Origin of the sequence: Exiguobacterium sp. s160 (assembly GCF_018617575.1) — a bacterium.
In the GTDB taxonomy this organism is placed as follows: domain Bacteria; phylum Bacillota; class Bacilli; order Exiguobacteriales; family Exiguobacteriaceae; genus Exiguobacterium; species Exiguobacterium aestuarii_A.
Genome location: NZ_JACSKK010000006.1, coordinates 40,639 through 63,511, shown reverse-complemented (window position 1 = coordinate 63,511; position 22,873 = coordinate 40,639). Strand labels below are relative to the sequence as shown.

The following is a 22,873-nucleotide window of genomic DNA, read 5'->3' as shown; positions in this document are numbered from 1 at the left end:
AGGCGAAACAAGCCTTCCGCTCGTCGACCTATACAAAATAACGTATTATGATAAGAGTGTACTTAACAAGGAGGGATGACAGATGAATCACCAAGTGAAAAAGGTGTTGTTCATCGTAGCCGCGATCGCTCTAGTGCTCGTGTTGATCGGTTCTTTACCGAATATGATTTTATTCGGATTAGGAGCGCTCTTGACGCTGTGGGCTGGAGTCCGTTTTCAGGCTGTGACACACATCGGTGCTAAAGTTGGTTTCGGAATCCTTGCCGTCATCGGGATTGGGACGATGCTCTCAAACATTTGGGCACTCGTCGGAATCATTGTCGCGTGGTTGTTGTTTAAAGGGTATATGATGTATACAGGTGAGAAGCGCGACCCGGAAGTCGAAATTTTAAATGCCGACGGAACGCGTGCTAGCCGTAGCAGCTTCCAACAGTTCGATCAAGTGTGGCAAAAATTTGTTAATCGTCGTTAAGATTTCATAAGGAGGATTCACCATGAAGACACCGTTTGATCAGTTTCGTGAACTAGCGAATGAATTGACGAAAGAGATTTCAAAAGAAGTGAAGAAGTATCAAGATAAAGAGATGCCACGTTCGAGTGGAGAAGCGGAATTGAACCGTCATATCCGTGGAGCGGAGAAGGAAGCGCTATCGGTTGAGCGTCTCGTCGAACGTCAACGCACACTACTTGCAGAGCTTGCTGAAAAGCGTGATGATGCCAAAAAGATGGCAGATAAACGATATGAACAGACAGAACTGGCGAAGCAGGCTGGTGAAGAGAAGTTGGCAGAACGTGCAGCTCTTGAGTCAAAACACTACGGAGAACAGTATCGTTATTTCGAAGGGTTGATCGATGAAGGAGAGCGTGAATTGGATGCGCTAGAGCGTCGTGCACTCGAGATGAAACTCAAGCTCGATGAAATGCAAAACAAACGATATGAATTTGCGATGCGTGAAAATTTAGATCTTCTAAAAGGGGCACTTGACCAAATCTTCGGTCAAAACACGTCGCAGTCTCATCCGTTTACCGAGGAAGAGAAGAAAGAACAACCTGTTGAAGAGAAGAAAGACACGCAAGCAGATGAAGATGATTTTGAAGCAAAACTAAAAGAACTGGAGCGTCGCTTTAAACAAGAGTGAGGTGACGGTTCGGCGATGACCTGAACAAGGTCATCGCTTTCTTTGCTTCATACATATGAACAGAAAGGGGGAATGGACATGGAACGTTGGAACACACGTCAAATCATTGGATTCATGATTATTTTATTTTCAGTTGGACTCTTTATCGACATCGTGACGGGTGGGAATAGCGTCTTATTCAGCATGATCCTCCCATTGCTTCTTCTTTATATTGGAAGACGCTTCAGTCGTCGAGGTAAACAGTCGGCCAGCTATATCTTTTACGCCATCGGGGGCATTCTCTTGATTGGCTTGATCTTCTCGTCGGCCGCGTTTGGGTTTGTGCTCTCGGGTCTGTTGTTGCTATTCGGGTATCGACTCTATAAGAATCGACCGGTTGAATCAAAAATTCGGACACCGCTTCGTCAGGAACAAGCCTTCTCGTTCGGTATGAAAGAATCGGGACACTATGTGTTACGCGATACGAATGAGTTCTTTTTGTTGCGTGATGTTGAGATGGATTTATCACAAGCCATCATTCCTGAAGGGGAGACGTTCTTGCTCCTAAATGGACTTGCGGGAGACATCCGCATCCTCATTCCAGCGGGTTATGATTATTCAATCGATGCGTCGATTGGATTTGGAAAAGTCCAAGTCGATGATTCGAACTATTCACCGGTTTTTAATCGTCGCTTCTATACAGCGTCTGATGATTATGTCCAGGCTACGCGAAAAGTTCGGATTCATATCGTGCTCATGAGCGGAAGTGTCGAGGTGATGACGGTATGAAAAAAGATTCTTATCCACGGACGGTCGTCTGGCATCAATTGTTCAGTAGCCTCTTGACGGCTTTCTTGATTACAGTGGCGTTTCTCATAGGTGACTCGACTTCACTGAGCGACTTGTTTTCGCGTGAAGAAGGGTTGCCTTTCGGTGTGTCCATTTTGGTGATTGCCGTTTTGATTGGCAGTATCTTTGGAGTCGCATCATACTTTTACTTACGTCGAGATTTCCGAGAGGTCGCGAACGCCCTTTGGAAACTAGAGAATCAAAAAGAAATCACGTTCCGACCGTTGTCGCCTTACCGAGACACGCTCGAACGAATCGTTCGCGTCTCAAAACAACGTCAAGAGATGATTGAAATGGCGAAGCGAGTCGGTGAGCGTCCAGTCAGTGTGGAAGAGGCGCGTAGTGAAGCGGTCGTCGAAGAAAGACGTCGCGTCGCACGAGAACTTCATGATTCGGTGAGTCAACAGCTCTATGCCATCTCGATGATGACGACAGCGGTCAAACAGACGATGCAGACGAAACCGGAATTAGCGAGTAAACAAATGGAGCAAGTGGAGCTCATGGCTCAAACGGCACAGGCAGAGATGCGGTCGTTACTCCTACAACTACGACCGGTGGAATTAGAGGGTATGACGTTAAAAACCGGAATCGAACGCCTATTAGAAGAACTGTCGCGTAAACAGTCGACTGAACTCGTCTGGCGTCTAGAAGAAGTGAAGCTATCACGGCACACCGAAAATGAACTGTTCCGCATCGTCCAAGAGGCAATCAGTAACACGTTGCGGCATGCGAAGGCGACTCGCCTAGAAATTGAGATGCGAACCGTGCAACAGACGGTCATTTTAAAGATCAACGATGACGGAATCGGATTTAACGTGGACGATACACAAGTCGCCTCATATGGATTACAATCGATAAGAGAGCGCACGGCGGAAGTCGGTGGGACGTTACGATTGGTCAGTGTGCCGAATGTCGGAACACAAATCGAAGTACGTGTGAAACAACAAGTGGAGGGGTAATGATGATTCGAGTTGTATTAATTGATGATCATGAAATGGTCCGAGCGGGCGTGTCTGCCTTTTTATCGACACAACCGGACATTGAAGTCGTCGGTGAGGCATCGGACGGCGCGACGGGAGCGGAGCTTGCGATTGCGGAAAAACCGGACGTCGTCCTCATGGACTTAGTCATGGAACCGGTGGACGGAGTTGAATCGACGAAACGAATCAAAGCAAGCTGGAAAGAGGCTAAGATTCTAGTCGTGACGAGTTTCTTGGATGACGAGAAAGTATACCCGGTCATTGAAGCCGGCGCGATGAGCTATGTCCTCAAGACGGCAAACGCCAATGAAATTGCCGACGCGATTCGTCAGACGGCTGCCGGCAATCCCGTTATGGCTGCCCAAGTGACAGGAAAGATGCTCGAACGTCTACGTCACCCGGAGATGACCCTCCATGAGAGCTTGACTGCACGTGAACGAGAAATTTTGCAACTCATGGCGGAAGGGAAGTCGAATCAAGTCATTGCGGACGAATTGTTTATTTCACTGAAGACGGTAAAGACGCATGTCTCGAACATCTTGACGAAACTTGACGTCTATGACCGAACACAAGCGGTCGTGTATGCGTTTCAACATAATCTGGTGAGTAAAGGATGAATCGGCTCCCTTTGATCGAAACGGAACGTCTTCGACTGCGCCCCCTTCAAATGGAAGATATTCCACACGTATTCGCCATTTTTTCAAATGAACGCGTGCTCCAGCATTATGGGATGGAGCCGCATCAAACGCTTGAAGAGACGGAGCAGATGCTTACCCACATGCTCGCTCAAATCGAGACGGGGGCCATCATCCGTTTTGCGATTGAACATCGAGAATCAAAAACGTTAATTGGAACAATCGGTTTTCACAATCGGGCGCCGTCACACCGTCGCGCCGAAATCGGTTATGAACTCAGACCAGAATATTGGCGTTCGGGTTATGCGACCGAAGCCCTCCATGCGGCCCTGCAGTATGCCGAGACATGTGAGATTGAACGTGTCGGTGCCATTGTCTATATCGACAATCTCGCATCGCAACGTATGCTTGAGAAGAATGGGTTCGTTCAAGAAGGTCGACTACATAATTACATGCGTCAGCGGGGACAAGCCCATGACGTCTATGTCTATAGCTATATGACACATCAGTCAATCTAAGCACATCGTCTAACGGGCGTTGTGCTTTTTCGTTTGTGAGACAAACAAAATGGGAACCGAGTAAAGGTGAGTTATTCGCTCAAAGGAGGACGATAGGATGAAAGCAGCATATATCGAACAGTATGGCGGATCAGACGAATTCAAAGTAGGGGAGCTTGAGCAACCGACAATCGGTGCAGATGACGTATTGATTGAGGTTCATGCCGCAAGTGTCAACCCGGTGGATTGGAAGTTGCGTGAAGGATACTTAAAAGAAATGCTTCATTTCGAAATGCCGCTCGTCATCGGATGGGATGTATCGGGAGTCATCAAAGAAGTCGGGGCGAATGTGACCGAGCTTGAGGTCGGCGATGAAGTATTCAGCCGTCCGGATATTGCGAGGCAAGGCACATATGCCGAATACGTGGCGGTCGATGCCCATCTCGTCGTCAAGAAACCCAATTCATTGAGCTTCGAGGAGGCAGCGTCACTTCCGCTCGTCGCGCATACGGCATGGCAAGTCATGTACGAAGTGATGGATGCGAAACCGGGTGACCGAATTTTCATCGGTGCTGGTTCAGGTGGTGTCGGAACGGTTGCCATCCAGCTTGCGAAAGCACACGGATTGTATGTCGTCACGTCAACCAGTACGCCGAACGTGGACTGGGTCAGCGAACTTGGGGCCGACAAGGTCATCGACTATAAACGACAAGATCCATCAGAAACCGTCCGCGATCTTGACTTCGTATTCGATACGATGGGAGGAGACGGACAGAGCAAACTGTATCGAATGCTGAAAGAAAATGGGATGCTCGTCTCCATCTCAACACCACCGAATGAAGAAGAAGCCGAACAGGCAAATGCCCGCGCGGAGTATGTCTTCATGCAACCGACAGGGGAGCGCTTGAAAAAAATTGCGGAAGCTGTTGAAAAAGGCGAACTGAAACCTGTGATCGACCGTGTCTTTGATTTGGAAGACACGAAACTTGCCCATGACTATGGAGAAGAAGGACATGCCAAAGGGAAAATCGTCATTAAAGTGAAATGATAAAAAAAGAGGTGGATTCCCGGAGTGTGAACCGGAAATCTACCTCTTTTTCATTAGATGTGAAAGGCTACCTCATGTGGAATCAGCCCTTTTTCTGTGCTTGTATCTGTTCATCGATTTCAGACAAGTATGTCCACCGTTCCATCTTGGCATCAAGTGATTCTTTCAGTTCGGCGATTGTTGCGTACAATTCATTCACTTTTCCGAGGTCGCTGCCCGCGGTCGCAAGCGTCGCTTCTTGTGCTTCAATCTGTTCTTCAAGCGCGGCGATGTCTTCTTCAATCGTGTCCCATTCCTTCTGTTCTTTGAAGGTGAATTTCACGACTTCCGACTTCGCTCGTTCTTTTTTCTCTTTTGGTTCTTTCTCTTTCTTCACTTGACGAACCTCTTCTTGGCGCATCGCCAAGTAGTCACTGTATTCTGCGTGATACACCTGGATCGTACCGTCTTCAAATGCGATCAACTGTCCGGCAACACGGTCTAGGAAATAACGATCGTGGCTGACGGCGATGACGGTGCCAGGGAACGATTCTAAATAGTCTTCTAACACGGATAACGTTTCCGTATCCAAATCGTTCGTCGGCTCATCGAGGAACAAGACGTTCGGTTCGTCCATGAGAATCCGCAGGAGGACAAGGCGTCGTTTTTCTCCACCGGATAACTTCGCAATCGGTTTATATTGCGCGTCCGGTGAAAAGAGGAAGCGTTCGAGCATTTGACCGGCCGTGATTGTCTCGCCGTCCGGCGTATAAATCACTTTCGCAATCCGCTCGATTTCGTCTATCACGCGTCGTGATTCGTCTTCAAACTCGACTTGTTGACCGTAATAGCCGAGATGGACCGTTTCCCCGTGCACGATGGTACCGTTTGTCGGTTCCAAACGCTTGGCGAGCAGGTTCATAAGTGTTGATTTCCCGCTCCCGTTCGGTCCGACAATGCCGTAGCGTTCACGGCGTCCGAAAATCCAATTGAACTGCTGAATGAGGAGCGAATCGTCGTATCCAAAAGACAAGTCCTCGACTTCGATGACCTTTTTACCGAGTCGGCGCGATCCGACGGAAACGTCGAGTGACTCTTCTTCGGCCAAGCTTTCTTGATGTTTCAAGTCTTCGACACGTTGAATGCGTGCTTTTTGTTTCGTTGTTCGTGCTTTTGCGCCTCGACGTAACCAAGCGAGTTCACGACGTAAAATATTTTGCCGTTTCTGTTCCATCGATTGTGCCCGTGCTTTTCGTTCGGCCCGCTTCTCAAGGAACAGCTCATAGTTCCCGTTATAGAAATAACTCGTCCCGTCTGCAATCTCTAAGATATGGTTTGTGACACGATTTAAGAAATAACGATCGTGGGTGATGAGAAGGATGGCTCCCCGATAATCCGCAAGCATCGTCTCGAGCCATGCGATCGTGTCGGCATCAAGTTCGTTCGTCGGCTCATCTAAGAGCAGTAAGTCTGCTTCGTCGAGTAACGCTGCGGCGAGAGCGACACGCTTTTGTTGTCCACCTGACAAGGCGTTCACATCGACGGACACGTCAGGAAGACCAAGACGGTTCAAGATCGACTTCAGTTTTGCTTCCGTTTCCCAAGCGTCTGCGGCATCGACAGCCTGCTGAGCTTTCATGAAACGTTCGAGTAATTGCTCACTCGTTGGATCCGCTTCGAGCGCTTGGCGGGAACGTTCGAATTGTTTCAGTGCTTGAACGGACGGTGTATCGCTTGTGAACAAGGCGTCAAGAATCGTTTGACCTTCATCGAACTGGACCGTCTGAGTCAGATAGCGGATGCGATAATCGTTCGGATGTTGCATCGTTCCCTTATCTGCCGTCTCGGCACCAGCGATGATTTTCATGAATGTCGACTTTCCAGAACCGTTCACTCCGATGATTCCGATACGGTCTCCTGGATGAATCGTCATTGTCACATCGTCAAATAAGACTTTGTCGGCAAACTCTTTATGAATGCCCTCAATCATTAATAAACTCATGCGTTCTCTCCTTCAATCTGTTGACGAATGGCTGCTTCGACCGTTGCAGCGATTTCTTTATTCGGTAAGTCAGCCGGATCGATCGCGGGTAAGAACGTGACGTCGACCGTTGCCGGAGTGATTCGATTTTTAGCTTCTAACAGTTTGTAGCTCCCTTGAATGGCAACCGGAACAATCTTCGCACCGCTTGACGTAGCGAGTGTCAAACTCCCAGCTTTAAATTCTTTCATAGGACCGCCTTTTGAGCGTGTTCCTTCTGGGAAGACGATCATTGACTGACCGGATTGGATTGTCTCGACGCCTGAGCGAATGGCTTTAATTGATTGACGACGATCGCTTCGATCGATAAAAATACAGCCCATCAATTCCATCCAACGCGGGATAATCGGGAATTTCTGTACTTCAATTTTCGAAATGAATGCCTTTGGTCGTTTCGTGGCCGTCAACATGATGGGAACGTCAAAGTTTCCTTGGTGGTTCGATACGTAGACGACCGGTTCATCCGGAATGTGATCCTGTCCATGGACCCGAATGTCGGCACCGGCAATTTTCAACAAGAATTGTGCCCATTTATAAGCGATGTCTTGTACATAGCGATAACGCTTTGGTGGATCGATTTTTTTCGCCTTCTGTAAAAATGGGACGGTGATCGGTAACACCGCAAAAAATGAGAAAAACCATACAGCTGTTCGAATCATTTTATTTTCTCCTCTCATAATGACAACAAGAAAGAGTCTTCTTCTCTTGACGAGAATCCGACCCTTCGGCATGAATCCTTATTCCCAAAAGCGAGAATCGCTCTCTTCTTCCTCTTCCTCAAGCTCGAACGTAATGCGTTTATTCACAGGATCGACGACGAAATAAGCGCCGTCTTGTTCAATACTTTTAATTTGCATGGCTTGGTCGTTCCCGATTTCAAGGGTGAGGCGGATGCGATTGTCGTCATCGACAAGTAAGATTCCATCTTCCTTTAACCAAAGCTCCATGACAGGTGAATAACGAAGTAGCCATTCATTCGATAACGGAATTTCATTCATACGATTGTGTGCCTCCTGCGATTATAAATCCAATGTACGTTGTCTGTTCCTTCATAGAATACCAAATGTGGAGAGGGAAGACGAGCGTTATGTAGAGCGTTTCCGTGTCGTCGAATGCATTCTGGCCACGACGCGTTTGATTCGTTTCTGGTTCCGCCGTTCCACAAAGAACTCGCTCGCTTGCATAAAGAGTTGTTTGAAGGAAGACAGTCCCATCGCAATTAAAACAGCAAATAGAAAAGTCCCAATCGGATCTTTATACAGTTCGGACTGGAACAAGAAAGCGAGGCCTGCAGTCGATAAGATGGTCGTAAGAAAATAGAAAATCATAGCGGAGTCTCCTTTTCTTATGTGGTAGTAAAGAAAAAGGCAAGGTCTTTTAATCGTATTCGACCTTTTGTAGGAAATTCCTGTTTGCGTTTGGCAAAGAAAAAACGCCTCCAGTAGCACGGAAGACGTTTACTCTTGAGTCATATAAGTCGATGATGACGATACGTTTGTATCCACACCGTTTGAAAAAATGAAGCTGAGTGATGCGAGTAATGCGAAAAAGGCGACGAGTAGCCCTTTTGTAAAACGTTTTGCAAACGAACGAGACTGTATATCAAACATTTATTATCCCCCGATCAATCCTAAATGAAACCTTATCTATACTGGACACTTCCTATATAATAACGTTTTCAAAAATAGGATACTAGAAGAAAAAAAGACGTTCACAAAATTGTCACAAAATTTTAATAAATCATCTACCTTCCATTTGTTGTGACGTTTTTCCCTTTCTTCTTTGCATTCACAATTTCGTCACATTTATTCAAAATGTTGAAAGAGAACATGATATGATTAGGAACGTGTGTAGATAGGTATACTGACAGTAATAGATTAGAAAAGGATGTGGGTGTAATGGCATTGCGCGCAGGAGAAGTAGTAGACTTGGTCGCGGAACGTTCTGCTGATTTTGGAGTATTCATTAGTAACGGTCGCGAAGAGGTACTCCTTCATCGAAAAGAACAGACGGAAGAAGTGACGGTCGGTCAAACGGTTCGTGTTTTTTTATATCATGACTCAGAAGGGCGTCTCGCATCAACGATGACGATTCCGACGGTCTCTTTCGATGAGTATGAATGGTGTGAAGTGACTGGCGTTCGATATAACACAGGTGTCTTCGTCAATATCGGGATTCAAAAAGATGTTCTCGTCTCGATGGACGACTTACCAGAGAACCGGTCATATTGGCCGCAAACGGGAGACCAATTGTGCATTCGTTTGAAGTATGACCAAAAAGGACGTTTGCTTGGGGATCCGGCACCTTACGCATACTTGAACTTGTTGGCACGTCCATCGAAAGAAGAATGGAACAACCAAGATGTTCAAGCGACTGTCGTCAATAAACGTGAAGTTGGCGTCAACGTATGGGTCGAAGGAGAATCACTCGGTTTCTTACACGAAGCAGAAATGACACGTTGGCCACGTCTCGGTGAACAATTGACGGTTCGAGTGACCCAAGTGAAACAAGATGGAACGGTTCTTGTTTCCATGAAACCACGTGCCTATGAGGCGATTGATGGCGATGCGGCGAGCGTCCTCTCATACATCGAGGAACGTGGTGGCCAAATGCCGTACGGTGACAAGACGGCTCCTGACGTCATCGACCGTGAGTTCGGGATGAGCAAAGCCGCGTTTAAACGGGCGCTCGGAAAACTACTAAAAGAAAAGCAAGTTGAAAAGCTCGACAACGGCTACAAATTGAAATAAGATAACTCATGTTCGGATGACATGAAAAAGTTTGAAAATGTATTTCTTTCATTTTAGGAATAAATACGTTATAGTTAATAAAGTTGACTATGAGGAAACATTGAGAAAACGTCTGTAGATCTGTCAAACTGAACTCAGACGTTTTTTGTATGAACAAAGGAGAATATAATTTGACAAAATTCCAAGATTTACAATTAAGTGAAGCGTTAGTAAAAGGTGTACACAAAATGGGCTTCGAGGAAGCTACACCGATCCAAGCTGAGACAATTCCTGTCGCACTCACAGGAGTGGACGTATTAGGACAAGCACAAACAGGTACAGGGAAAACAGCAGCTTTCGGTATTCCGACAATTGAGCGAATCGATTCAAAGGCACGTCAAGTCCAAGCACTCGTTCTTGCACCGACACGTGAACTTGCGATTCAAGTTGCAGAAGAATTAAACAAAATTGGAGAAACAAAGCGCGTATACGCACTTCCCGTTTACGGTGGTCAGCAAATCGACCGTCAAATCCGTGGTTTGAAAAAGAACCCGCAAATCGTCGTTGCGACACCAGGACGTCTCATGGACCACATGAAACGTAAAACAATCAAACTTGATGACATTCAAACAGTCATCTTGGATGAAGCAGACGAAATGCTTAACATGGGCTTCGTTGAAGATATCGAAACGATTTTGGCAGGTCTTCCTGAAGAGCGCCAAACGCTTCTTTTCTCAGCGACGATGCCACCACAAATCAAAAAGATTGCAGAGCGTTTCATGAAGTCGCCGACAATCATCAAAGTCAAAGCGAAAGAAATGACAGTTGAGAACATCAACCAACAGTTCATCGAATTGCGCGAAGGTCAAAAATTCGATACGCTTTGCCGTTTGATCGACATCGACTCACCAGAACTCAGCATCATCTTCGCTCGTACGAAGAAACGTGTTGATGAAGTGACAGAAGCACTTATCAAGCGCGGATATACAGCAGATGGTCTTCACGGAGACTTGACGCAATCAAAACGTGACCAAGTGATTCGTCGTTTCAAAAACGGAACGATCGATATCTTAGTAGCGACTGACGTTGCTGCACGTGGACTTGATATTTCAGGTGTCACGCACGTTTACAACTTCGATGTACCACAAGACCCAGAGAGCTACGTACACCGTATCGGTCGTACAGGTCGCGCTGGTAAAACAGGTACTGCCCTCACATTCATCACACCACGTGAGTTTGGACAAGTAAAAGCAATCGAACGTGTAACGAACAAACGCATGAACCGTCGTCACGTACCGACAATCGCGGAAGTACTTGAAGGAAACCAAAAGCAAGCAGCTGAAGAGTTGATCGAACGCGTTCAAGCGGGCGACTTCAAAGCGTACACGCAACTTGCGACTGAACTTCTTGAAGAGTATGAAGCAGTTGAAATTCTCGCTGCAGCCCTTCGTGGATTGACGAAAGAGCCAGATTCAACACCTGTTGAAATCTCGTACGCTGAACCAGTTCGTGTCAAACGTCAAGGTGGCCGTGGTGGCGATCGCGGTGGATACCGTGGTCGTAACGACCGTCGTGGCGGTGGCCGTGGTGGCGATCGTCGTGGTGGACGCGGTGGCGAACGTCGTGATGGACGCAGTGGAGACCGTAAAGGATCATACCGTGGTGACGATCGTCGTCGCTCGGATGACCGTGGCCCACGCCGGCCGCGTGACTAATCATCGTGAAATGCCGCATTTCCTTAAGTGGATTTGCGGCTTTTTTTATTGTGTCGTGCTACACTAGTTGAGTAGAGATAGAAGGATGAGGTGTCAACGGATGGTGGAATTAAGTTTCGGTCTCCTTGTGCTATTTGGTTGTGTGCTCGCACTCAAACCAATCGTGTCAAAGACAGACCGTCCTAACTTTCGTTATATCCCCGTGGCGACATTGTTGTTTGGAGCGATGATTTTTTTAGTGTTAGCCATTGGAGTAGGCGGAAAGATGGGCATTGCATATGGCGTAATGAGTATCGCCTATTTTATTGCTTGTTTCGGTGCCTATATGTATGTACACACGCGAACGAGCTGATTGTAGCTCGTTTTCGCATTTAACGAAGAGGTGATGAGTTATGGATGCGGTAGAAGTGATGGTCCATCCTGAAGAAGTGATGGTGACGTATGAACCAATCCTTGGAGCGGCAACGTTTCAAGTGGAAGGCTATATGGTACATGGGCGATTCCGAGGCGAATCGTTGACACCATTTTTTTATGATGATGACGTTCCGCTCGAGTATCAGTTAGACATCGCCCAACGGATGGAGCAATTGGCAGCAGCACAACTTCGAGACGCCAAGCCATTCGTCACATTCAGATGTCGATCGGAATGGATTCTTGAAGAAGGGGGAGAAGCTTTTTTAGCTCCTCTGCGCGAATTGAATTTCCCGTTACATCGTATTTATGTGACGCTTCAAGGGACGGATCTGGTTGATGTTCCTCGCCTATCGCGTGTCATTCAGTACTATCGGTCGTACGGGCTGAAAATCGCACTAGACTTCGCAGAGTCGACGAGTATCGAGGACATTATGACACTTGCTCCAGAATTGTTGCTTGTCGACCTCGGTACGATGATTGAGAAAAAGACGTTGTCGGTCACGTATCCGAACATGCTTCAAACGATGGAATATATCGCATCGAAGCTCGGGGCACCGCTTCTGTACAAATCAATCAACCATATCGGACAGCTTCGTTATGCTTGGCAACACGGCGGTCGCTATTACATGGGTGGTTTGCTTGGGTTAGAAGACGAGATTCCACAACGAGAAATCAAAGGAATGGGTGTCTTGGCACAAGAAGTGCCTTCTTTCTTTTTACATGACCAGAAGCGATTGAATCGTTTATACGAACTTGAGTTTGAGTTACATCGTCGAATCGGAGAACTCGTTCAATCCGGTAAATGGTCGAGAGATAAGAAAGACGAGTGGATTCAATACATCGCACCGAAGCTCGAGGAAGTGTTTGTCCGTTACTATTTGACGGATAAGACAGGGTTTCAGACGAGTGCAAACGTCTACTGTGTGAACGGAGAATGGCGTGTCGATAATACGTATCGGGGTTACAACTGGAGTTTCCGTCCATATTTCATTCAAACGATGGCGGCCATGGACGTTCGAGGACGTGGTTATTTATCAGGAGACTATCGTGATTTCAGTTCAAACGAAGTGACGCGTACGTTCAGCTATCCGTTACCCGACGGCATGTTCTTGTTCGCCGACATATCCGAAGAATATTTGTACCAGAATCGATTATTAGACTGAAAGGAAGAGTTATGATGTTAGATTATGATTACGATGCGTTACGCGAAATCGGTCGAATCGTCGCACTTGCACGAGATGAGATGGCGAAAGCCGTCAAACCGGGCATGACGACAAAAGAATTGGATGCGATTGGGCAACGTATTTTAGAAGAAGAGGGTGCGGCTTCTGCACCGATTACGATGTATGAATTCCCAGGGTACACGTGTATCTCACTCAATGACGTCGCTGCCCACGGGATTCCTGGAGAGGAAGTCATTCAAGAAGGCGATATCGTCAACGTTGACGTCTCGGCTGTGAAGGATGGCTATTATGCCGATACAGGTCGTACGGTCATTGCTGGGGAAGCAAAATCACCTCAACATGAACGATTGGTCGAAGTGTCGTTGACGTCGCTCGAAGCCGGTCTCAGCAAAGTCAAAGCGGGCGTGAAAGTCAACCAAATCGGGAAAGCCATTTATTCGGACGCGAGAAAGAATGGATTCACGGTCATCCGTAACTTGGCCGGACACGGACTCGGTCGGACGTTACACGGAGAGCCGGAGACGATTTCAAACTACTACAGCCGCGAAGAGAATCAGCTCTTAAAAGCTGGGCAAGTGATTGCGGTCGAAACATTCATCTCGACGAAAGACGAAATCGTCTATCAGTCAGAAGAAGACGGATGGACACTCTTCACACCGAATAAGAGCCTCGTCTCACAGTTCGAACATACAGTCATCGTCACAGAAGATGGATATGAAGTGTTAACGGGATCGTTCCGTTAATGTAAAGAAGGTGTGGTTCTCGTGAACCGCACCTTTTCTGTATTCATTGTTCGAGAGCTTTGCGCACGGCTGCTGTCGCGTGAAGATACGTTGTATCAAAGAGTGGGATGGACACATGTTGTTGCTGAATCAACAGGGGGATTTCCGTACATCCGAGAATGACACCTTCTGCTCCATCGGCTTGCAGCGATTCAATGATGCGCGTATAAGCGAGACGACTTGCTTCTGTTATGATTCCGAAAATCAGCTCATCATAAATGATGTCGTGTATGCATTGGCGATCTTCTTCATTTGGAATCATTAGTTCGATTTCATACCACTCTTTCAGCAAGTCGCGGTAGAATGAACTTTCCATTGTGAATCGTGTACCGAGAAGCGCCACTTTTTTTAGATTTTCCTGTTTGATGGCATGTCCCGTGACATCTGCGATATGCAAGACGGGCAGGGAAGTGGCGGCTTCAATGGAAGGCGCTACAAGATGCATCGTGTTCGTACAAATCACAATGAGATTGGCTCCTGCCTTTTTAAGGTTCATAGCCTCTTCTACCATGATACGCGTCAATTCATCCCATTTTCCTTCGTGCTGTAATCGTTCAATCTGTTGGAAATCAAACGAGTACAACAGACAGTTGGCAGAATGTGTCCCACCTAATATCGTTTTCACTTCTTCGTTCATCATTCGGTAATACTCGAGTGAGGACTCCCAACTCATTCCGCCTAACATTCCGATTTTCTTCATAATGACTCCTTTAAAAAACGCCTAAGCTAGCGAGATATTTGTTTCTCTCAGCTGTTCAATCACATCCCAGTCTGGTTGTACTGAGTCCGGAAGCGTCAATTTCCCATTCTCGACCTCAAGCGGTGTATCGAGCAAATCTTGCTCGAAGTAAGCGCTCGTCCCAGACATGTCCGCCGGAAAGCTCGCGCCGCTGAGCGAAGCGAATAATAGGGTATGATACCTTCCGATCCCTGATTCATACATTCCACCGACCCAGTACGGCGTTCCGTGTTTCCGAATGTGTAACGCCTCACTGAAACCACCGACACGTGCCGGCTTAATATTGACGATTTTACCCGCGCCGAGTTGCGTCATCGTCTCTACATCGTCGTAAGACGTAATCGACTCATCGAGGCAGATCGGTGTCTTGAGTTTTTGTTGAAGAGTCGCCGATTTGGCGAACTGGCGGCTCGGATACGGTTGTTCAATCATCAATAACCGATGGGCGTCGATTTGTTCGAACCATTCTATCGGTTGATCGGACGCGCTTCCGTTTAAGTCGATCATGAGCGGCGCATCTGGAAAGACGGCTCGGATTTCGCGTAGTGCCGGGAGTAATTCATTAGGGGAGGCTTTCAATTTGATTCGCTCGAAACCATCGGCTAGCGCCGCTTCAATCGAGTTCATCGTCTGATGGAGTAGCCCAATCCCGATCGTTCTACCGCAGGAGACGGTATCCCCGGCCTTCATATACGACTTAAGTGACATGTTCGCGCGTGCTGCTTCAATCTCCCATAATGCACTTTCCCACATCGCTTTCGCCATTCGTTGACCGATTATCGATGAGACGAGGGTCGGAAACACGTCCGTCGTGACCGTCATGCCCTTTAATAGATGAAGAATCAATTTTGATGTATCAATCATGGACTGGGTCGTTTCTTCCGTGTACCAAGGTGTCTCAAAGGCGACACCCTCGCCATATCCAACGACACCATCTACGGTTTCAAGTCGAAGGATGAGTGTTCGTCTCACCGACAAGACGGCGTGCGCCGTTACGATGGGGTGTTTAAATGTTAAAGGGACAATCGAAAGGTCAGCACGTTTGATCATGGCAGTAGCTCCTTTAAGCGATGACGCATTAATTTTCCGTTCGCGTTTCGAGGTAGGTCCTCTACGTGATGAATCGCAAGCGGATGTTTATACTTGGCTAACTGGGAATCGAGGATTGCCTGCATCTCCGTCGGGTCATATGATCCGACGACGAAGGCGAGCGGGACTTCTCCCCAGGTCGGGTGTGCTTGTTTCGTAACCCCAACATCTCGGACACCGGCACATCGTAACATCGCAGCCTCGATTTCAGCAGGGTATACGTTTTCACCACCAGAAATAATGAGGTCGTTTCGGCGATCGTGTACATATAAATACCCGTCTTTCATCGTTCCGAGATCACCCGTTTTCCAGTAACCGTCTGGTGTCCGGGCGTCTGATTCGGGTTGTTCGAAGTACCCACTCGTCACAGTTGGTCCTTTTACCTCAATCTCCCCGTCCTGACTGATTCGGATCACGGTCGGTGCGATGGATCTCCCGCTCGAACCGATATGTGAGAGCGCTTCGCTTGGAAGTAGCGTGGCGACTTGAGAACACGTTTCGGTCATCCCATATGTTTGAGCGACCGGTAACTGTCGTCGCTCTGCTTCTTCTAGTAACGGACGAGGGACAGGCCCACCTCCGACGAGCAAGGTGCGAAGACTGTGTTTTTCTAGACCGGCATCCAGCAGTCGCTGAAGCATGATAGAGACGAGTGACAACTGAGTAATGCCTTCAGTTTCAATTAAATAAAGGGTGCGGTCGACATCAAAACGTGGCTCAACATAAAGCGTCGAACCGATGATTGCACTCCGATACACTTGAGAAAGTCCACTCATATGGAAGAGTGGCGTCACCGTAAGCATTCGGTCAGATGGACGATAGTCTAGATGCGCTTCGGCAGCACGTGCGCTTGCGAGATGATTTCCATACGTCTGTTGTACAGCCTTGGCCCGCCCCGTCGTACCAGACGTAAACATGAGAGACATCGTGTCATTTTCTTTCCACTCATGTGTCACCGTGAAACATGATCGCGCCCGACGTGTCACGAAACGTTGTGTGACCGGCAAATCGATCTCGTCATCGACGAGAAGCAAATCAACTCTTACTTTGTTTAACTGAGTGCGTACTTCCTCTTCGGTCAAGCGTGTGTTGATTGGAACGAGTACTTTGCCGAGCAGATGCACCGCATGGACGGCGATGATATAGTCTTTGCTGTTTTTAGCGAATATGCCAATCTTTTCGGCAGTGGGTGCCTGTTCATGAATGTATTGGGCAAGTTGCAGGCTCTCGGTACGTAACGCTTCCCACGTCAGTCTTTCCTCGCGTGTCACGAGTGCGATCTGTGATGCCGGATGTTGTTCAATCCATTCATACATGTCTGTAACCTCCAAAAAAAGAGTAGCGGAATCGCTACTCTCTCAACAAAATTAAGGGAAACGTGGGAATTGACCGAAGTCAGGGTCACGTTTTTCTTTGAACGCATCGCGTCCTTCTTTCGCTTCATCGGTTGTGTAGTAGAGAAGCGTTGCGTCTCCAGCGAGTTGCTGAAGTCCAGCAAGACCGTCTGTGTCCGCGTTCATTGCTGCTTTCAAGAAGCGAAGTGCAGTCGGTGAGTGCTGTAAGATTTCTTGGCACCACTTGACTGTTTCTGCTTCAAGTTGATCGAGAGGGACGACTGTGTTGACGAGTCCCATTTCGAGTGCTTCTTGTGCATCGTACTGGCGGCAAAGGTACCAGATTTCACGAGCTTTCTTATGACCGATAATGCGTGCTAAGTAACCAGAACCATATCCTGCATCGAACGAACCAACTTTAGGACCTGTTTGTCCGAAGCGAGCGTTGTCCGCTGCGATTGTTAAGTCACATACGACGTGAAGGACATGTCCTCCGCCGATTGCAAAACCTGCGACCATGGCAATGACCGGTTTTGGAATGACGCGAATGAGGCGTTGAAGGTCGAGGACGTTCAAGCGCGGGATTTCATCTTCCCCGACGTATCCGCCATGCCCACGAACTTTTTGGTCTCCACCTGAACAGAATGCCTTTTCGCCTTCACCCGTCAAGATGATGACGCCGACTTCTTTATCGTCGCGTGCGCGTGCGAATGCATCAATCAATTCATTGACCGTCAACGGACGGAACGCGTTGCGTACCTCTGGACGGTTGATGGTGATTTTAGCAATCCCATTCCATGTTTCATATTTAATGTCTTCATACGTACGGACCGATGTCCAGTTCGCTACTGATTCCATTTTAAATACCCCCTAAAATCAATTTCTTTATTATTGTACCAAACTCTGGTGCATTCTCGATATGAGGAGCATGCCCCGCATCTGAAATTTCATAGATTTTAATATCAGAACGCTCTTTCTGCATGTCTCGTGCAATCGCTTTGAACTTAGAATCTTCTGCCCCGACAATCAAAGCGACGTGGGGAAGGCGGTGCAATGCACCCCAGAGCGAAGGCATATGACCTGTACCGATGGCGCGCAAACTGTTCGCAAGAGCAGTCGGATGTTGTGCGAGTCGGTCCTTCCTAAGTGATTGTTTCATCTCTTCAGTTTGTCGCCAAAGTGGAAGGTTCTCCCATCGCTTGACGAATGCGGAGAGTCCTTCGGTTTCGATGAATCGGGCAAGTTCTTCGTCTTGACGTCGACGAGCTGTCCGTTCTTTAGAAGATCGGAGACCGGGTGTCGTGCTGACCCCGATGACATGTTCGACGCGTTTGTCGCACGCGGCGAGTGTCAATCCGATTCGACCGCCGAGTGAATAACCGACGACTGTCCAAGGACGATCGTCTAAATCGAGTAGGCGTGAAAGATCCTTCACTTGTTGACTCATCGTCGAACGAGTGACGGGAGGGCGTTCCGTTGCGCCATGTTGCAATAATGAAGGTGACACGAGTCGAACCGGTAAGCTAGGGAATGAATCGACCCATTGAGCATTTCCCGTGAACCCGTGTAAAAATAATACTGGTTTTCCTTCTCCTCGAATGCATACTTCATAGTCGACACCTCGCAACTCGACGATCATGCCTCATTCTCCGTGACGAGACGAGCGCAGACAGACTGCGTCCATCCTCGGTGAGTCGTCACGTTTTGCTCCCGATCCGATGGGAACTCAATCAAATGAATGCCGTCTTCAATCGCTTCTTGAATCTCCTGTGGTTGCTCAATCAGACGATAGGACAACCCGTAAGTCTCGGCAAACCCACGAATGTTCAAATTAAGCGGTGTCCCAAACAAATCTTCGAAAAGTTGGGTATCGACGGAAGCTTGCGGTAAAAAGGAGAAAATCCCTCCACCATTATTATTCGAAATCACGACTGAAAACTTCCCAGGATGATGTTTTAACAGTTGTAGGGCATTGCTATCATGGTAGAATGCCAAATCACCAATCAGTAGAGCGGCATGCGACGTGTCAAAACAGCTCCCGAGTGCGCTCGAAAGAACACCGTCAATCCCGTTGGCCCCCCGGTTTGCAAGAACTTGCACGCTCTTTCCGGCGGATAATGTCGTATCGACATCACGAATCGGCATACTGTTACTGACGAAGAGACGTTCGATGGACGTATCGAGTAATCGTTTCGTCAATTCAGCTTCTCCCTGAAGTGAAGGCTTCGCCACTTCCGTGACATCCTCGAAGAAACGTAGTCGTTCAACGTAACGTGGATCATTTGTTGATTCAATCAGTGGTAAAAAGTCGAGTGCGTCTCCGTAACAGATGGTTGCACGGCTACTTGGGTCACGATAAGAGCCCGGCTCTTCAATCACAACTAGTTCCGTCGCAGTCATCCACTGATTGAGTCGTTTTGAAACGGGAGCGGCACCGAATCGAATGAACACATCCGGTAACCAGTCGGCTTTGTGTTCACTTGCGAGCCACGTGTCGTAGTTCGTCAAGACACCGTCGAAACGACGCATGCCGCTGAGTGGATCCGCAAAGATCGGGATATTATGCTCGGTCGCTGATTTGTAAATGGCTTTTTGCCATGATATCGGTGTGTAAGGGCCGACAACGAATGCGAGTTGCTTTTGACTCGTACGTTCCAAAAAGATTTCCCGATCGATGTTTGTCGGGCGAACACGCTGTCTTTCCGGTATAGCGGGTTCACCTCTCAGCATCAGCTTCAACTGTTCAAGGTCTGGGAGTAGCGGTTCTCGGAACGGGACATTCAAGTGAACGGGTCCCATGGGTGACTGCATGGCAAGATTCGTGAAGCGAGTGACTGTCTGCTGCATGAACGGCAGCGTTGCTTCTTCAGGTACAGGTAAGTCGAGACTCGTCTTTACTTGTTCACCGTATAATCGGACTTGATTGATCGCTTGTGGTGCCCCGACGTTCCGAAGTTCATGTGGTCGATCGGTCGTCAAGACGATGAGCGGCAATTGCGAAATGAATGCCTCCGTCACCGCCGAGTAGTAATTTGTCGCAGCCGTACCGCTCGTGCAAATGAGTGCGACAGGACGGATAATGTCCGTCGATCGAGTCAATCCGAGAGCATAAAATGCAGCGGAGCGCTCATCGACGATGATGTGATGGCGGATTTGCGGGTGTAAATAAGCCGCTATCGCGAGTGGGGTCGAACGAGAACCCGGACTGATGACCACGTCGGTCACGCCAGATTCAACAAGTCGATTCACCATGGATGCTACCCAGTCGGTCAACATCTTATTCATGTAGGGTGCCTCCTTAATCGTGCGAATCAAACTGCAAAGCTTGTTTGATTGGACTCATTTTCATTTCGGTTTCTTCAAGCTCTTGCTCGAGAACCGAGTCTTTGACAATCCCGCCTCCTGCGTAAAGTGCGACGAACTGATGCTGGACGAGTGCCGAGCGGATGGCGACGACAAACTCGCCATCCCCATCGTTATCGACCCAGCCAAATGGAGAACCGTACCATCCACGGTCGAACCGCTCGATTTCACGAAGTAATCGGACCGATGTCCGCTTCGGTGAGCCACCAAGGGCTGGGGTTGGATGGAGTGCTTCCGCTAACGACAACAAGGAAGCGTTTGTTTCGAGTGTCGCCTGGATTGGAGTGTGCAGGTGAAACACCGACCGATTCGCAAGAATTTGCGGTGTCTCGCTCGTGTGAATCGGCGCGGTATAAGGTGTCAAAGCTTGCTTAATATCTTTTACGACGATTTGATGTTCTTCACGATTTTTCGCATCATGTAACAGTTGTTCCTTCGCAAGGTCGCTTTCGATTTCAGTCTGAGGGCGCTTGATGGTTCCGGCGATGGCAGCTGTATTCAGTCGCATCCCTTCTTTTTGAATCAATCGTTCAGGTGTCGCTCCGAAGAAGCCGATGTCACGTTTAGGTTGGTATAAGTAGATGTAACTCGACTCTTGATGGTCCGCCAAATGCTTCAAACTCTTAGCGAAAGGGAAAGCGTCATCGGAACGTTGATAAATTTCTTCTCGCGCGATGACGATTTTTTCGACTCGCTCTTCCTCGATCAACTGCTTGGCTTGCTGAAAACTTGATTTGTAATGTTCCACACCGTCTTTTACTTTCGAATAGGACGGTGTTGATTCTTCGGCCGGGCGTAGTGAGCTGAATTGCGCCAATTGATCGGCTAATTGAATTAAATACTGTTCGACCGATTGTTTCGAAGAGACAAGGGTCGCGACTGTCAATGTGTGTCGGTCTTTATAACGGCGGTATAAAAATTTTGGAACGACGAGCGATGCCTCCCCGAAGGCATCCCACATACTCTTTTGTGGACGCATGAACGTATCGAACGAAAAGCCAGCAAACGCATGAACGGTCGCATCGACATCTCGCCGATGAAGACTCCAATCGTACTGGAGTCGCTGAAATCGTTCGGGTCCAGAGGCACTCAAGACGAGCGCATCTCCGCAACCGAGCATTTCAAGTGTACGGTCCGGTGTCATGAAGTAATAGTGGGACGTATCCGTGTTCTGGATGATTTGAAACGCATCGAACGCCGAAATTTCCCATGTGTAGGATGCGAGCACAGGTCGTTGCCAAGCTCGTGCCCGTTTGTGGGCTTGCTCGATTCGTTGTTTTATATGTGTTTGAGTATCTGGCATGAAAGAAAAGCCTCCTCAATCCGATAGAATTCTCACTCTTTAGTGTATCATGAGTTCGCAATCCACTTGCCTATGAAATGCTTGAGAAATTGTAAGGAACGTGAGAGAGATGGCTAGCGTTGACAGATTTTTTCATCGAGACGTAAACTAACGAAGGGAGGGAACGAAATGAAACAGAAATCAAAAGGGGCATATTGGCGAATGATTCGCCCACATACCCTGACAGCAAGCTTTATTCCGGTCTTGCTCGGGACGTTCATCGTCCTCGATCAAACCGAACTGAAGTGGGGACTCTTTCTTGCGATGTTAGTCGCGTCAGTCCTCATTCAAATCGCAACGAACTTATTTAACGAGTACTATGACTATAAGCGAGGATTAGATCATGAAGGATCGATCGGGATTGGTGGGTCCATCGTGCGCGACGGGTTTACGCCAAATCAAATCCTGTCAATCGCCCTTGGCATGTATGCTGTCTCGGCGATACTCGGACTTTATATCGCAGCGTCAACGAGTTGGCACCTGCTTTGGGTCGGTGCGTTATCCATGCTCGTTGGATACTTGTACACGGGAGGTCCGTTACCGATTGCGTATACGCCGTTTGGTGAGATTGTTGCAGGTCTCTTCATGGGATATGTCATCATTGGAATCGCTGGCTATATTCAAATCAATACGGTGACGACGGAATTGTTGCTCGTGTCGTTCCCGATGGCCTTGTTGATTGGGGCAATCTTACTTGCGAACAATATTCGAGACTTAGATAACGATAAAGAGAACGGGCGAAAAACAATCGCGTGTCTAGTCGGTCATCGACGTGCCGTATATGTACTCGCGGCATTCTTTATCGCCGCATTAGTCGGCATCATCGTCGCCGTCGTGTATTATGGAGTCACACCATGGGTCTTGCTATCACTATTCACCGTGCCGGTCATGGTTCGAGCGATTCAACGGTTTTGGCAAAAGGCCGAACCGGCCGAATTGATGCCTGCGATGGCGATGACGGCGAAGGTGAATACGTTGTTCGGGGCATGGATGGTCGTCGGACTCATTGTTTCAAGATTTGTGATGTGAGAAAAG

General features: G+C 48.0%; 25 protein-coding genes. 13 read left to right on the top strand and 12 right to left on the bottom strand.

The window, feature by feature from the left end:
• The first annotated feature begins 82 nt into the window (after positions 1 to 82).
• The 7 genes from KNO86_RS11655 to KNO86_RS11625 all read left to right on the top strand — a co-directional run bounded on the left by KNO86_RS11655 (position 83) and on the right by KNO86_RS11625 (position 5,127).
• Complete coding sequence (locus KNO86_RS11655; protein WP_214696396.1) at positions 83 to 472, top strand: lmo0954 family membrane protein; 390 nt, start codon at positions 83 to 85, stop codon at positions 470 to 472.
• 22 nt (positions 473 to 494) lie between these two features.
• A complete protein-coding gene (locus tag KNO86_RS11650; RefSeq protein ID WP_214696394.1) occupies positions 495 to 1,139 on the top strand; it encodes a PspA/IM30 family protein in 645 nt (214 codons plus the stop codon).
• A gap of 78 nt (positions 1,140 to 1,217) precedes the next feature.
• Positions 1,218 to 1,907 carry a cell wall-active antibiotics response protein LiaF gene (gene liaF, locus KNO86_RS11645; protein WP_015880836.1) on the top strand — a complete coding sequence of 230 codons (690 nt, stop codon included), beginning with the start codon at positions 1,218 to 1,220 and terminating at the stop codon, positions 1,905 to 1,907.
• Positions 1,904 to 2,926 carry a sensor histidine kinase gene (locus tag KNO86_RS11640; RefSeq protein ID WP_074033063.1) on the top strand — a complete coding sequence of 341 codons (1,023 nt, stop codon included), beginning with the start codon at positions 1,904 to 1,906 and terminating at the stop codon, positions 2,924 to 2,926. Before liaF ends, KNO86_RS11640 begins: the two co-directional genes overlap by 4 nt.
• 2 nt (positions 2,927 to 2,928) lie before the next feature.
• Positions 2,929 to 3,564: a response regulator gene (locus KNO86_RS11635; protein ID WP_015880838.1), complete on the top strand. Its 636-nt coding sequence runs from the start codon at positions 2,929 to 2,931 to the stop codon at positions 3,562 to 3,564.
• The gene (locus KNO86_RS11630) at positions 3,561 to 4,100 is read left to right on the top strand and encodes a GNAT family N-acetyltransferase (RefSeq protein WP_214696393.1); all 540 of its coding nucleotides are present in this window, start codon (positions 3,561 to 3,563) and stop codon (positions 4,098 to 4,100) included. The genes KNO86_RS11635 and KNO86_RS11630 overlap by 4 nt, the downstream gene beginning before the upstream one ends.
• Before the next feature lie 97 nt (positions 4,101 to 4,197).
• Complete coding sequence (locus KNO86_RS11625) at positions 4,198 to 5,127, top strand: NADP-dependent oxidoreductase (protein WP_214696391.1); 930 nt, start codon at positions 4,198 to 4,200, stop codon at positions 5,125 to 5,127.
• A gap of 82 nt (positions 5,128 to 5,209) precedes the next feature.
• On the opposite strand, the gene KNO86_RS11620 is transcribed toward KNO86_RS11625, so the two are convergent.
• The 5 genes from KNO86_RS11620 to KNO86_RS11600 form a co-directional block, all read right to left on the bottom strand.
• Positions 5,210 to 7,108, bottom strand: coding sequence for an ABC-F family ATP-binding cassette domain-containing protein (locus tag KNO86_RS11620; RefSeq protein WP_214696389.1), 1,899 nt, complete (start codon positions 7,106 to 7,108; stop codon positions 5,210 to 5,212).
• Positions 7,105 to 7,806, bottom strand: coding sequence for a lysophospholipid acyltransferase family protein (locus tag KNO86_RS11615; RefSeq protein ID WP_214696387.1), 702 nt, complete (start codon positions 7,804 to 7,806; stop codon positions 7,105 to 7,107). Before KNO86_RS11615 ends, KNO86_RS11620 begins: the two co-directional genes overlap by 4 nt.
• A gap of 78 nt (positions 7,807 to 7,884) precedes the next feature.
• Positions 7,885 to 8,145: a hypothetical protein gene (locus KNO86_RS11610; protein ID WP_026826759.1), complete on the bottom strand. Its 261-nt coding sequence runs from the start codon at positions 8,143 to 8,145 to the stop codon at positions 7,885 to 7,887.
• Between the two features lie 87 nt (positions 8,146 to 8,232).
• The gene (locus tag KNO86_RS11605; RefSeq protein WP_074033069.1) at positions 8,233 to 8,475 is read right to left on the bottom strand and encodes a hypothetical protein; all 243 of its coding nucleotides are present in this window, start codon (positions 8,473 to 8,475) and stop codon (positions 8,233 to 8,235) included.
• A 129-nt stretch (positions 8,476 to 8,604) separates the two neighbouring features.
• Positions 8,605 to 8,757: a hypothetical protein gene (locus tag KNO86_RS11600; RefSeq protein WP_015880844.1), complete on the bottom strand. Its 153-nt coding sequence runs from the start codon at positions 8,755 to 8,757 to the stop codon at positions 8,605 to 8,607.
• A gap of 288 nt (positions 8,758 to 9,045) precedes the next feature.
• On the opposite strand from KNO86_RS11600, the gene KNO86_RS11595 reads away from it, so the two are divergent.
• From KNO86_RS11595 to map, 5 genes are all read left to right on the top strand, one after another.
• Positions 9,046 to 9,897: a CvfB family protein gene (locus KNO86_RS11595; RefSeq protein WP_214696385.1), complete on the top strand. Its 852-nt coding sequence runs from the start codon at positions 9,046 to 9,048 to the stop codon at positions 9,895 to 9,897.
• 170 nt (positions 9,898 to 10,067) lie between these two features.
• Positions 10,068 to 11,591 carry a degradosome RNA helicase CshA gene (cshA, locus tag KNO86_RS11590; RefSeq protein ID WP_214696383.1) on the top strand — a complete coding sequence of 508 codons (1,524 nt, stop codon included), beginning with the start codon at positions 10,068 to 10,070 and terminating at the stop codon, positions 11,589 to 11,591.
• 100 nt (positions 11,592 to 11,691) lie between these two features.
• The gene (locus KNO86_RS11585) at positions 11,692 to 11,943 is read left to right on the top strand and encodes a hypothetical protein (RefSeq protein ID WP_214696381.1); all 252 of its coding nucleotides are present in this window, start codon (positions 11,692 to 11,694) and stop codon (positions 11,941 to 11,943) included.
• Positions 11,944 to 11,983: 40 nt separating this feature from the next.
• A complete protein-coding gene (locus KNO86_RS11580; protein WP_214696379.1) occupies positions 11,984 to 13,168 on the top strand; it encodes an EAL-associated domain-containing protein in 1,185 nt (394 codons plus the stop codon).
• Positions 13,169 to 13,182: 14 nt separating this feature from the next.
• Complete coding sequence (map, locus tag KNO86_RS11575) at positions 13,183 to 13,932, top strand: type I methionyl aminopeptidase (RefSeq protein ID WP_214696377.1); 750 nt, start codon at positions 13,183 to 13,185, stop codon at positions 13,930 to 13,932.
• Between the two features lie 43 nt (positions 13,933 to 13,975).
• Here the strand turns inward: map and KNO86_RS11570 are convergent, their stop codons facing one another.
• The 7 genes from KNO86_RS11570 to KNO86_RS11540 are packed head-to-tail and all read right to left on the bottom strand — an operon-like array spanning position 13,976 to position 21,799.
• On the bottom strand, positions 13,976 to 14,671 hold the full coding sequence (locus tag KNO86_RS11570; RefSeq protein WP_214696375.1) for an aspartate/glutamate racemase family protein: 696 nt from the start codon (positions 14,669 to 14,671) through the stop codon (positions 13,976 to 13,978).
• Between the two features lie 21 nt (positions 14,672 to 14,692).
• Positions 14,693 to 15,760 carry an o-succinylbenzoate synthase gene (gene menC / locus KNO86_RS11565; RefSeq protein WP_214696373.1) on the bottom strand — a complete coding sequence of 356 codons (1,068 nt, stop codon included), beginning with the start codon at positions 15,758 to 15,760 and terminating at the stop codon, positions 14,693 to 14,695.
• Positions 15,757 to 17,115, bottom strand: a complete 1,359-nt coding sequence (gene menE, locus KNO86_RS11560) for an o-succinylbenzoate--CoA ligase (RefSeq protein WP_214696371.1) — start codon at positions 17,113 to 17,115, stop codon at positions 15,757 to 15,759. Before menE ends, menC begins: the two co-directional genes overlap by 4 nt.
• A gap of 51 nt (positions 17,116 to 17,166) precedes the next feature.
• Positions 17,167 to 17,991, bottom strand: coding sequence for a 1,4-dihydroxy-2-naphthoyl-CoA synthase (gene menB, locus KNO86_RS11555; RefSeq protein WP_214696369.1), 825 nt, complete (start codon positions 17,989 to 17,991; stop codon positions 17,167 to 17,169).
• A gap of 1 nt (position 17,992) precedes the next feature.
• A complete protein-coding gene (locus KNO86_RS11550) occupies positions 17,993 to 18,772 on the bottom strand; it encodes an alpha/beta fold hydrolase (RefSeq protein ID WP_214696367.1) in 780 nt (259 codons plus the stop codon).
• On the bottom strand, positions 18,769 to 20,418 hold the full coding sequence (gene menD / locus KNO86_RS11545; RefSeq protein WP_214696366.1) for a 2-succinyl-5-enolpyruvyl-6-hydroxy-3-cyclohexene-1-carboxylic-acid synthase: 1,650 nt from the start codon (positions 20,416 to 20,418) through the stop codon (positions 18,769 to 18,771). Before menD ends, KNO86_RS11550 begins: the two co-directional genes overlap by 4 nt.
• Positions 20,419 to 20,431: 13 nt before the next feature.
• Entirely contained in the window at positions 20,432 to 21,799 is a 1,368-nt protein-coding gene (locus KNO86_RS11540; RefSeq protein ID WP_214696364.1) for an isochorismate synthase, read from the bottom strand.
• Positions 21,800 to 21,967: 168 nt separating this feature from the next.
• Here KNO86_RS11540 and KNO86_RS11535 point away from each other — a divergent pair, with 168 nt between their 5' ends.
• Positions 21,968 to 22,867, top strand: a complete 900-nt coding sequence (locus KNO86_RS11535; RefSeq protein WP_214696362.1) for a 1,4-dihydroxy-2-naphthoate polyprenyltransferase — start codon at positions 21,968 to 21,970, stop codon at positions 22,865 to 22,867.
• Positions 22,868 to 22,873 lie beyond the last annotated feature (6 nt).

Excerpts from the sequence above, each read along its gene's own strand:
- KNO86_RS11655 (WP_214696396.1), top strand. The coding sequence starts at position 83 with ATGAATCACCAAGTGAAAAAGGTGTTGTTCATCGTAGCCGCGATCGCT.
- KNO86_RS11650 (WP_214696394.1), top strand. The coding sequence starts at position 495 with ATGAAGACACCGTTTGATCAGTTTCGTGAACTAGCGAATGAATTGACG.
- liaF (WP_015880836.1), top strand. The coding sequence starts at position 1,218 with ATGGAACGTTGGAACACACGTCAAATCATTGGATTCATGATTATTTTA.
- KNO86_RS11640 (WP_074033063.1), top strand. The coding sequence starts at position 1,904 with ATGAAAAAAGATTCTTATCCACGGACGGTCGTCTGGCATCAATTGTTC.
- KNO86_RS11635 (WP_015880838.1), top strand. The coding sequence starts at position 2,929 with ATGATTCGAGTTGTATTAATTGATGATCATGAAATGGTCCGAGCGGGC.
- KNO86_RS11630 (WP_214696393.1), top strand. The coding sequence starts at position 3,561 with ATGAATCGGCTCCCTTTGATCGAAACGGAACGTCTTCGACTGCGCCCC.
- KNO86_RS11625 (WP_214696391.1), top strand. The coding sequence starts at position 4,198 with ATGAAAGCAGCATATATCGAACAGTATGGCGGATCAGACGAATTCAAA.
- KNO86_RS11620 (WP_214696389.1), bottom strand. The coding sequence starts at position 7,108 with ATGAGTTTATTAATGATTGAGGGCATTCATAAAGAGTTTGCCGACAAA.
- KNO86_RS11615 (WP_214696387.1), bottom strand. The coding sequence starts at position 7,806 with ATGATTCGAACAGCTGTATGGTTTTTCTCATTTTTTGCGGTGTTACCG.
- KNO86_RS11610 (WP_026826759.1), bottom strand. The coding sequence starts at position 8,145 with ATGAATGAAATTCCGTTATCGAATGAATGGCTACTTCGTTATTCACCT.
- KNO86_RS11605 (WP_074033069.1), bottom strand. The coding sequence starts at position 8,475 with ATGATTTTCTATTTTCTTACGACCATCTTATCGACTGCAGGCCTCGCT.
- KNO86_RS11600 (WP_015880844.1), bottom strand. The coding sequence starts at position 8,757 with ATGTTTGATATACAGTCTCGTTCGTTTGCAAAACGTTTTACAAAAGGG.
- KNO86_RS11595 (WP_214696385.1), top strand. The coding sequence starts at position 9,046 with ATGGCATTGCGCGCAGGAGAAGTAGTAGACTTGGTCGCGGAACGTTCT.
- KNO86_RS11585 (WP_214696381.1), top strand. The coding sequence starts at position 11,692 with ATGGTGGAATTAAGTTTCGGTCTCCTTGTGCTATTTGGTTGTGTGCTC.
- KNO86_RS11580 (WP_214696379.1), top strand. The coding sequence starts at position 11,984 with ATGGATGCGGTAGAAGTGATGGTCCATCCTGAAGAAGTGATGGTGACG.
- map (WP_214696377.1), top strand. The coding sequence starts at position 13,183 with ATGTTAGATTATGATTACGATGCGTTACGCGAAATCGGTCGAATCGTC.
- KNO86_RS11570 (WP_214696375.1), bottom strand. The coding sequence starts at position 14,671 with ATGAAGAAAATCGGAATGTTAGGCGGAATGAGTTGGGAGTCCTCACTC.
- menC (WP_214696373.1), bottom strand. The coding sequence starts at position 15,760 with ATGATCAAACGTGCTGACCTTTCGATTGTCCCTTTAACATTTAAACAC.
- menE (WP_214696371.1), bottom strand. The coding sequence starts at position 17,115 with ATGTATGAATGGATTGAACAACATCCGGCATCACAGATCGCACTCGTG.
- menB (WP_214696369.1), bottom strand. The coding sequence starts at position 17,991 with ATGGAATCAGTAGCGAACTGGACATCGGTCCGTACGTATGAAGACATT.
- KNO86_RS11550 (WP_214696367.1), bottom strand. The coding sequence starts at position 18,772 with ATGATCGTCGAGTTGCGAGGTGTCGACTATGAAGTATGCATTCGAGGA.
- menD (WP_214696366.1), bottom strand. The coding sequence starts at position 20,418 with ATGAATAAGATGTTGACCGACTGGGTAGCATCCATGGTGAATCGACTT.
- KNO86_RS11540 (WP_214696364.1), bottom strand. The coding sequence starts at position 21,799 with ATGCCAGATACTCAAACACATATAAAACAACGAATCGAGCAAGCCCAC.
- KNO86_RS11535 (WP_214696362.1), top strand. The coding sequence starts at position 21,968 with ATGAAACAGAAATCAAAAGGGGCATATTGGCGAATGATTCGCCCACAT.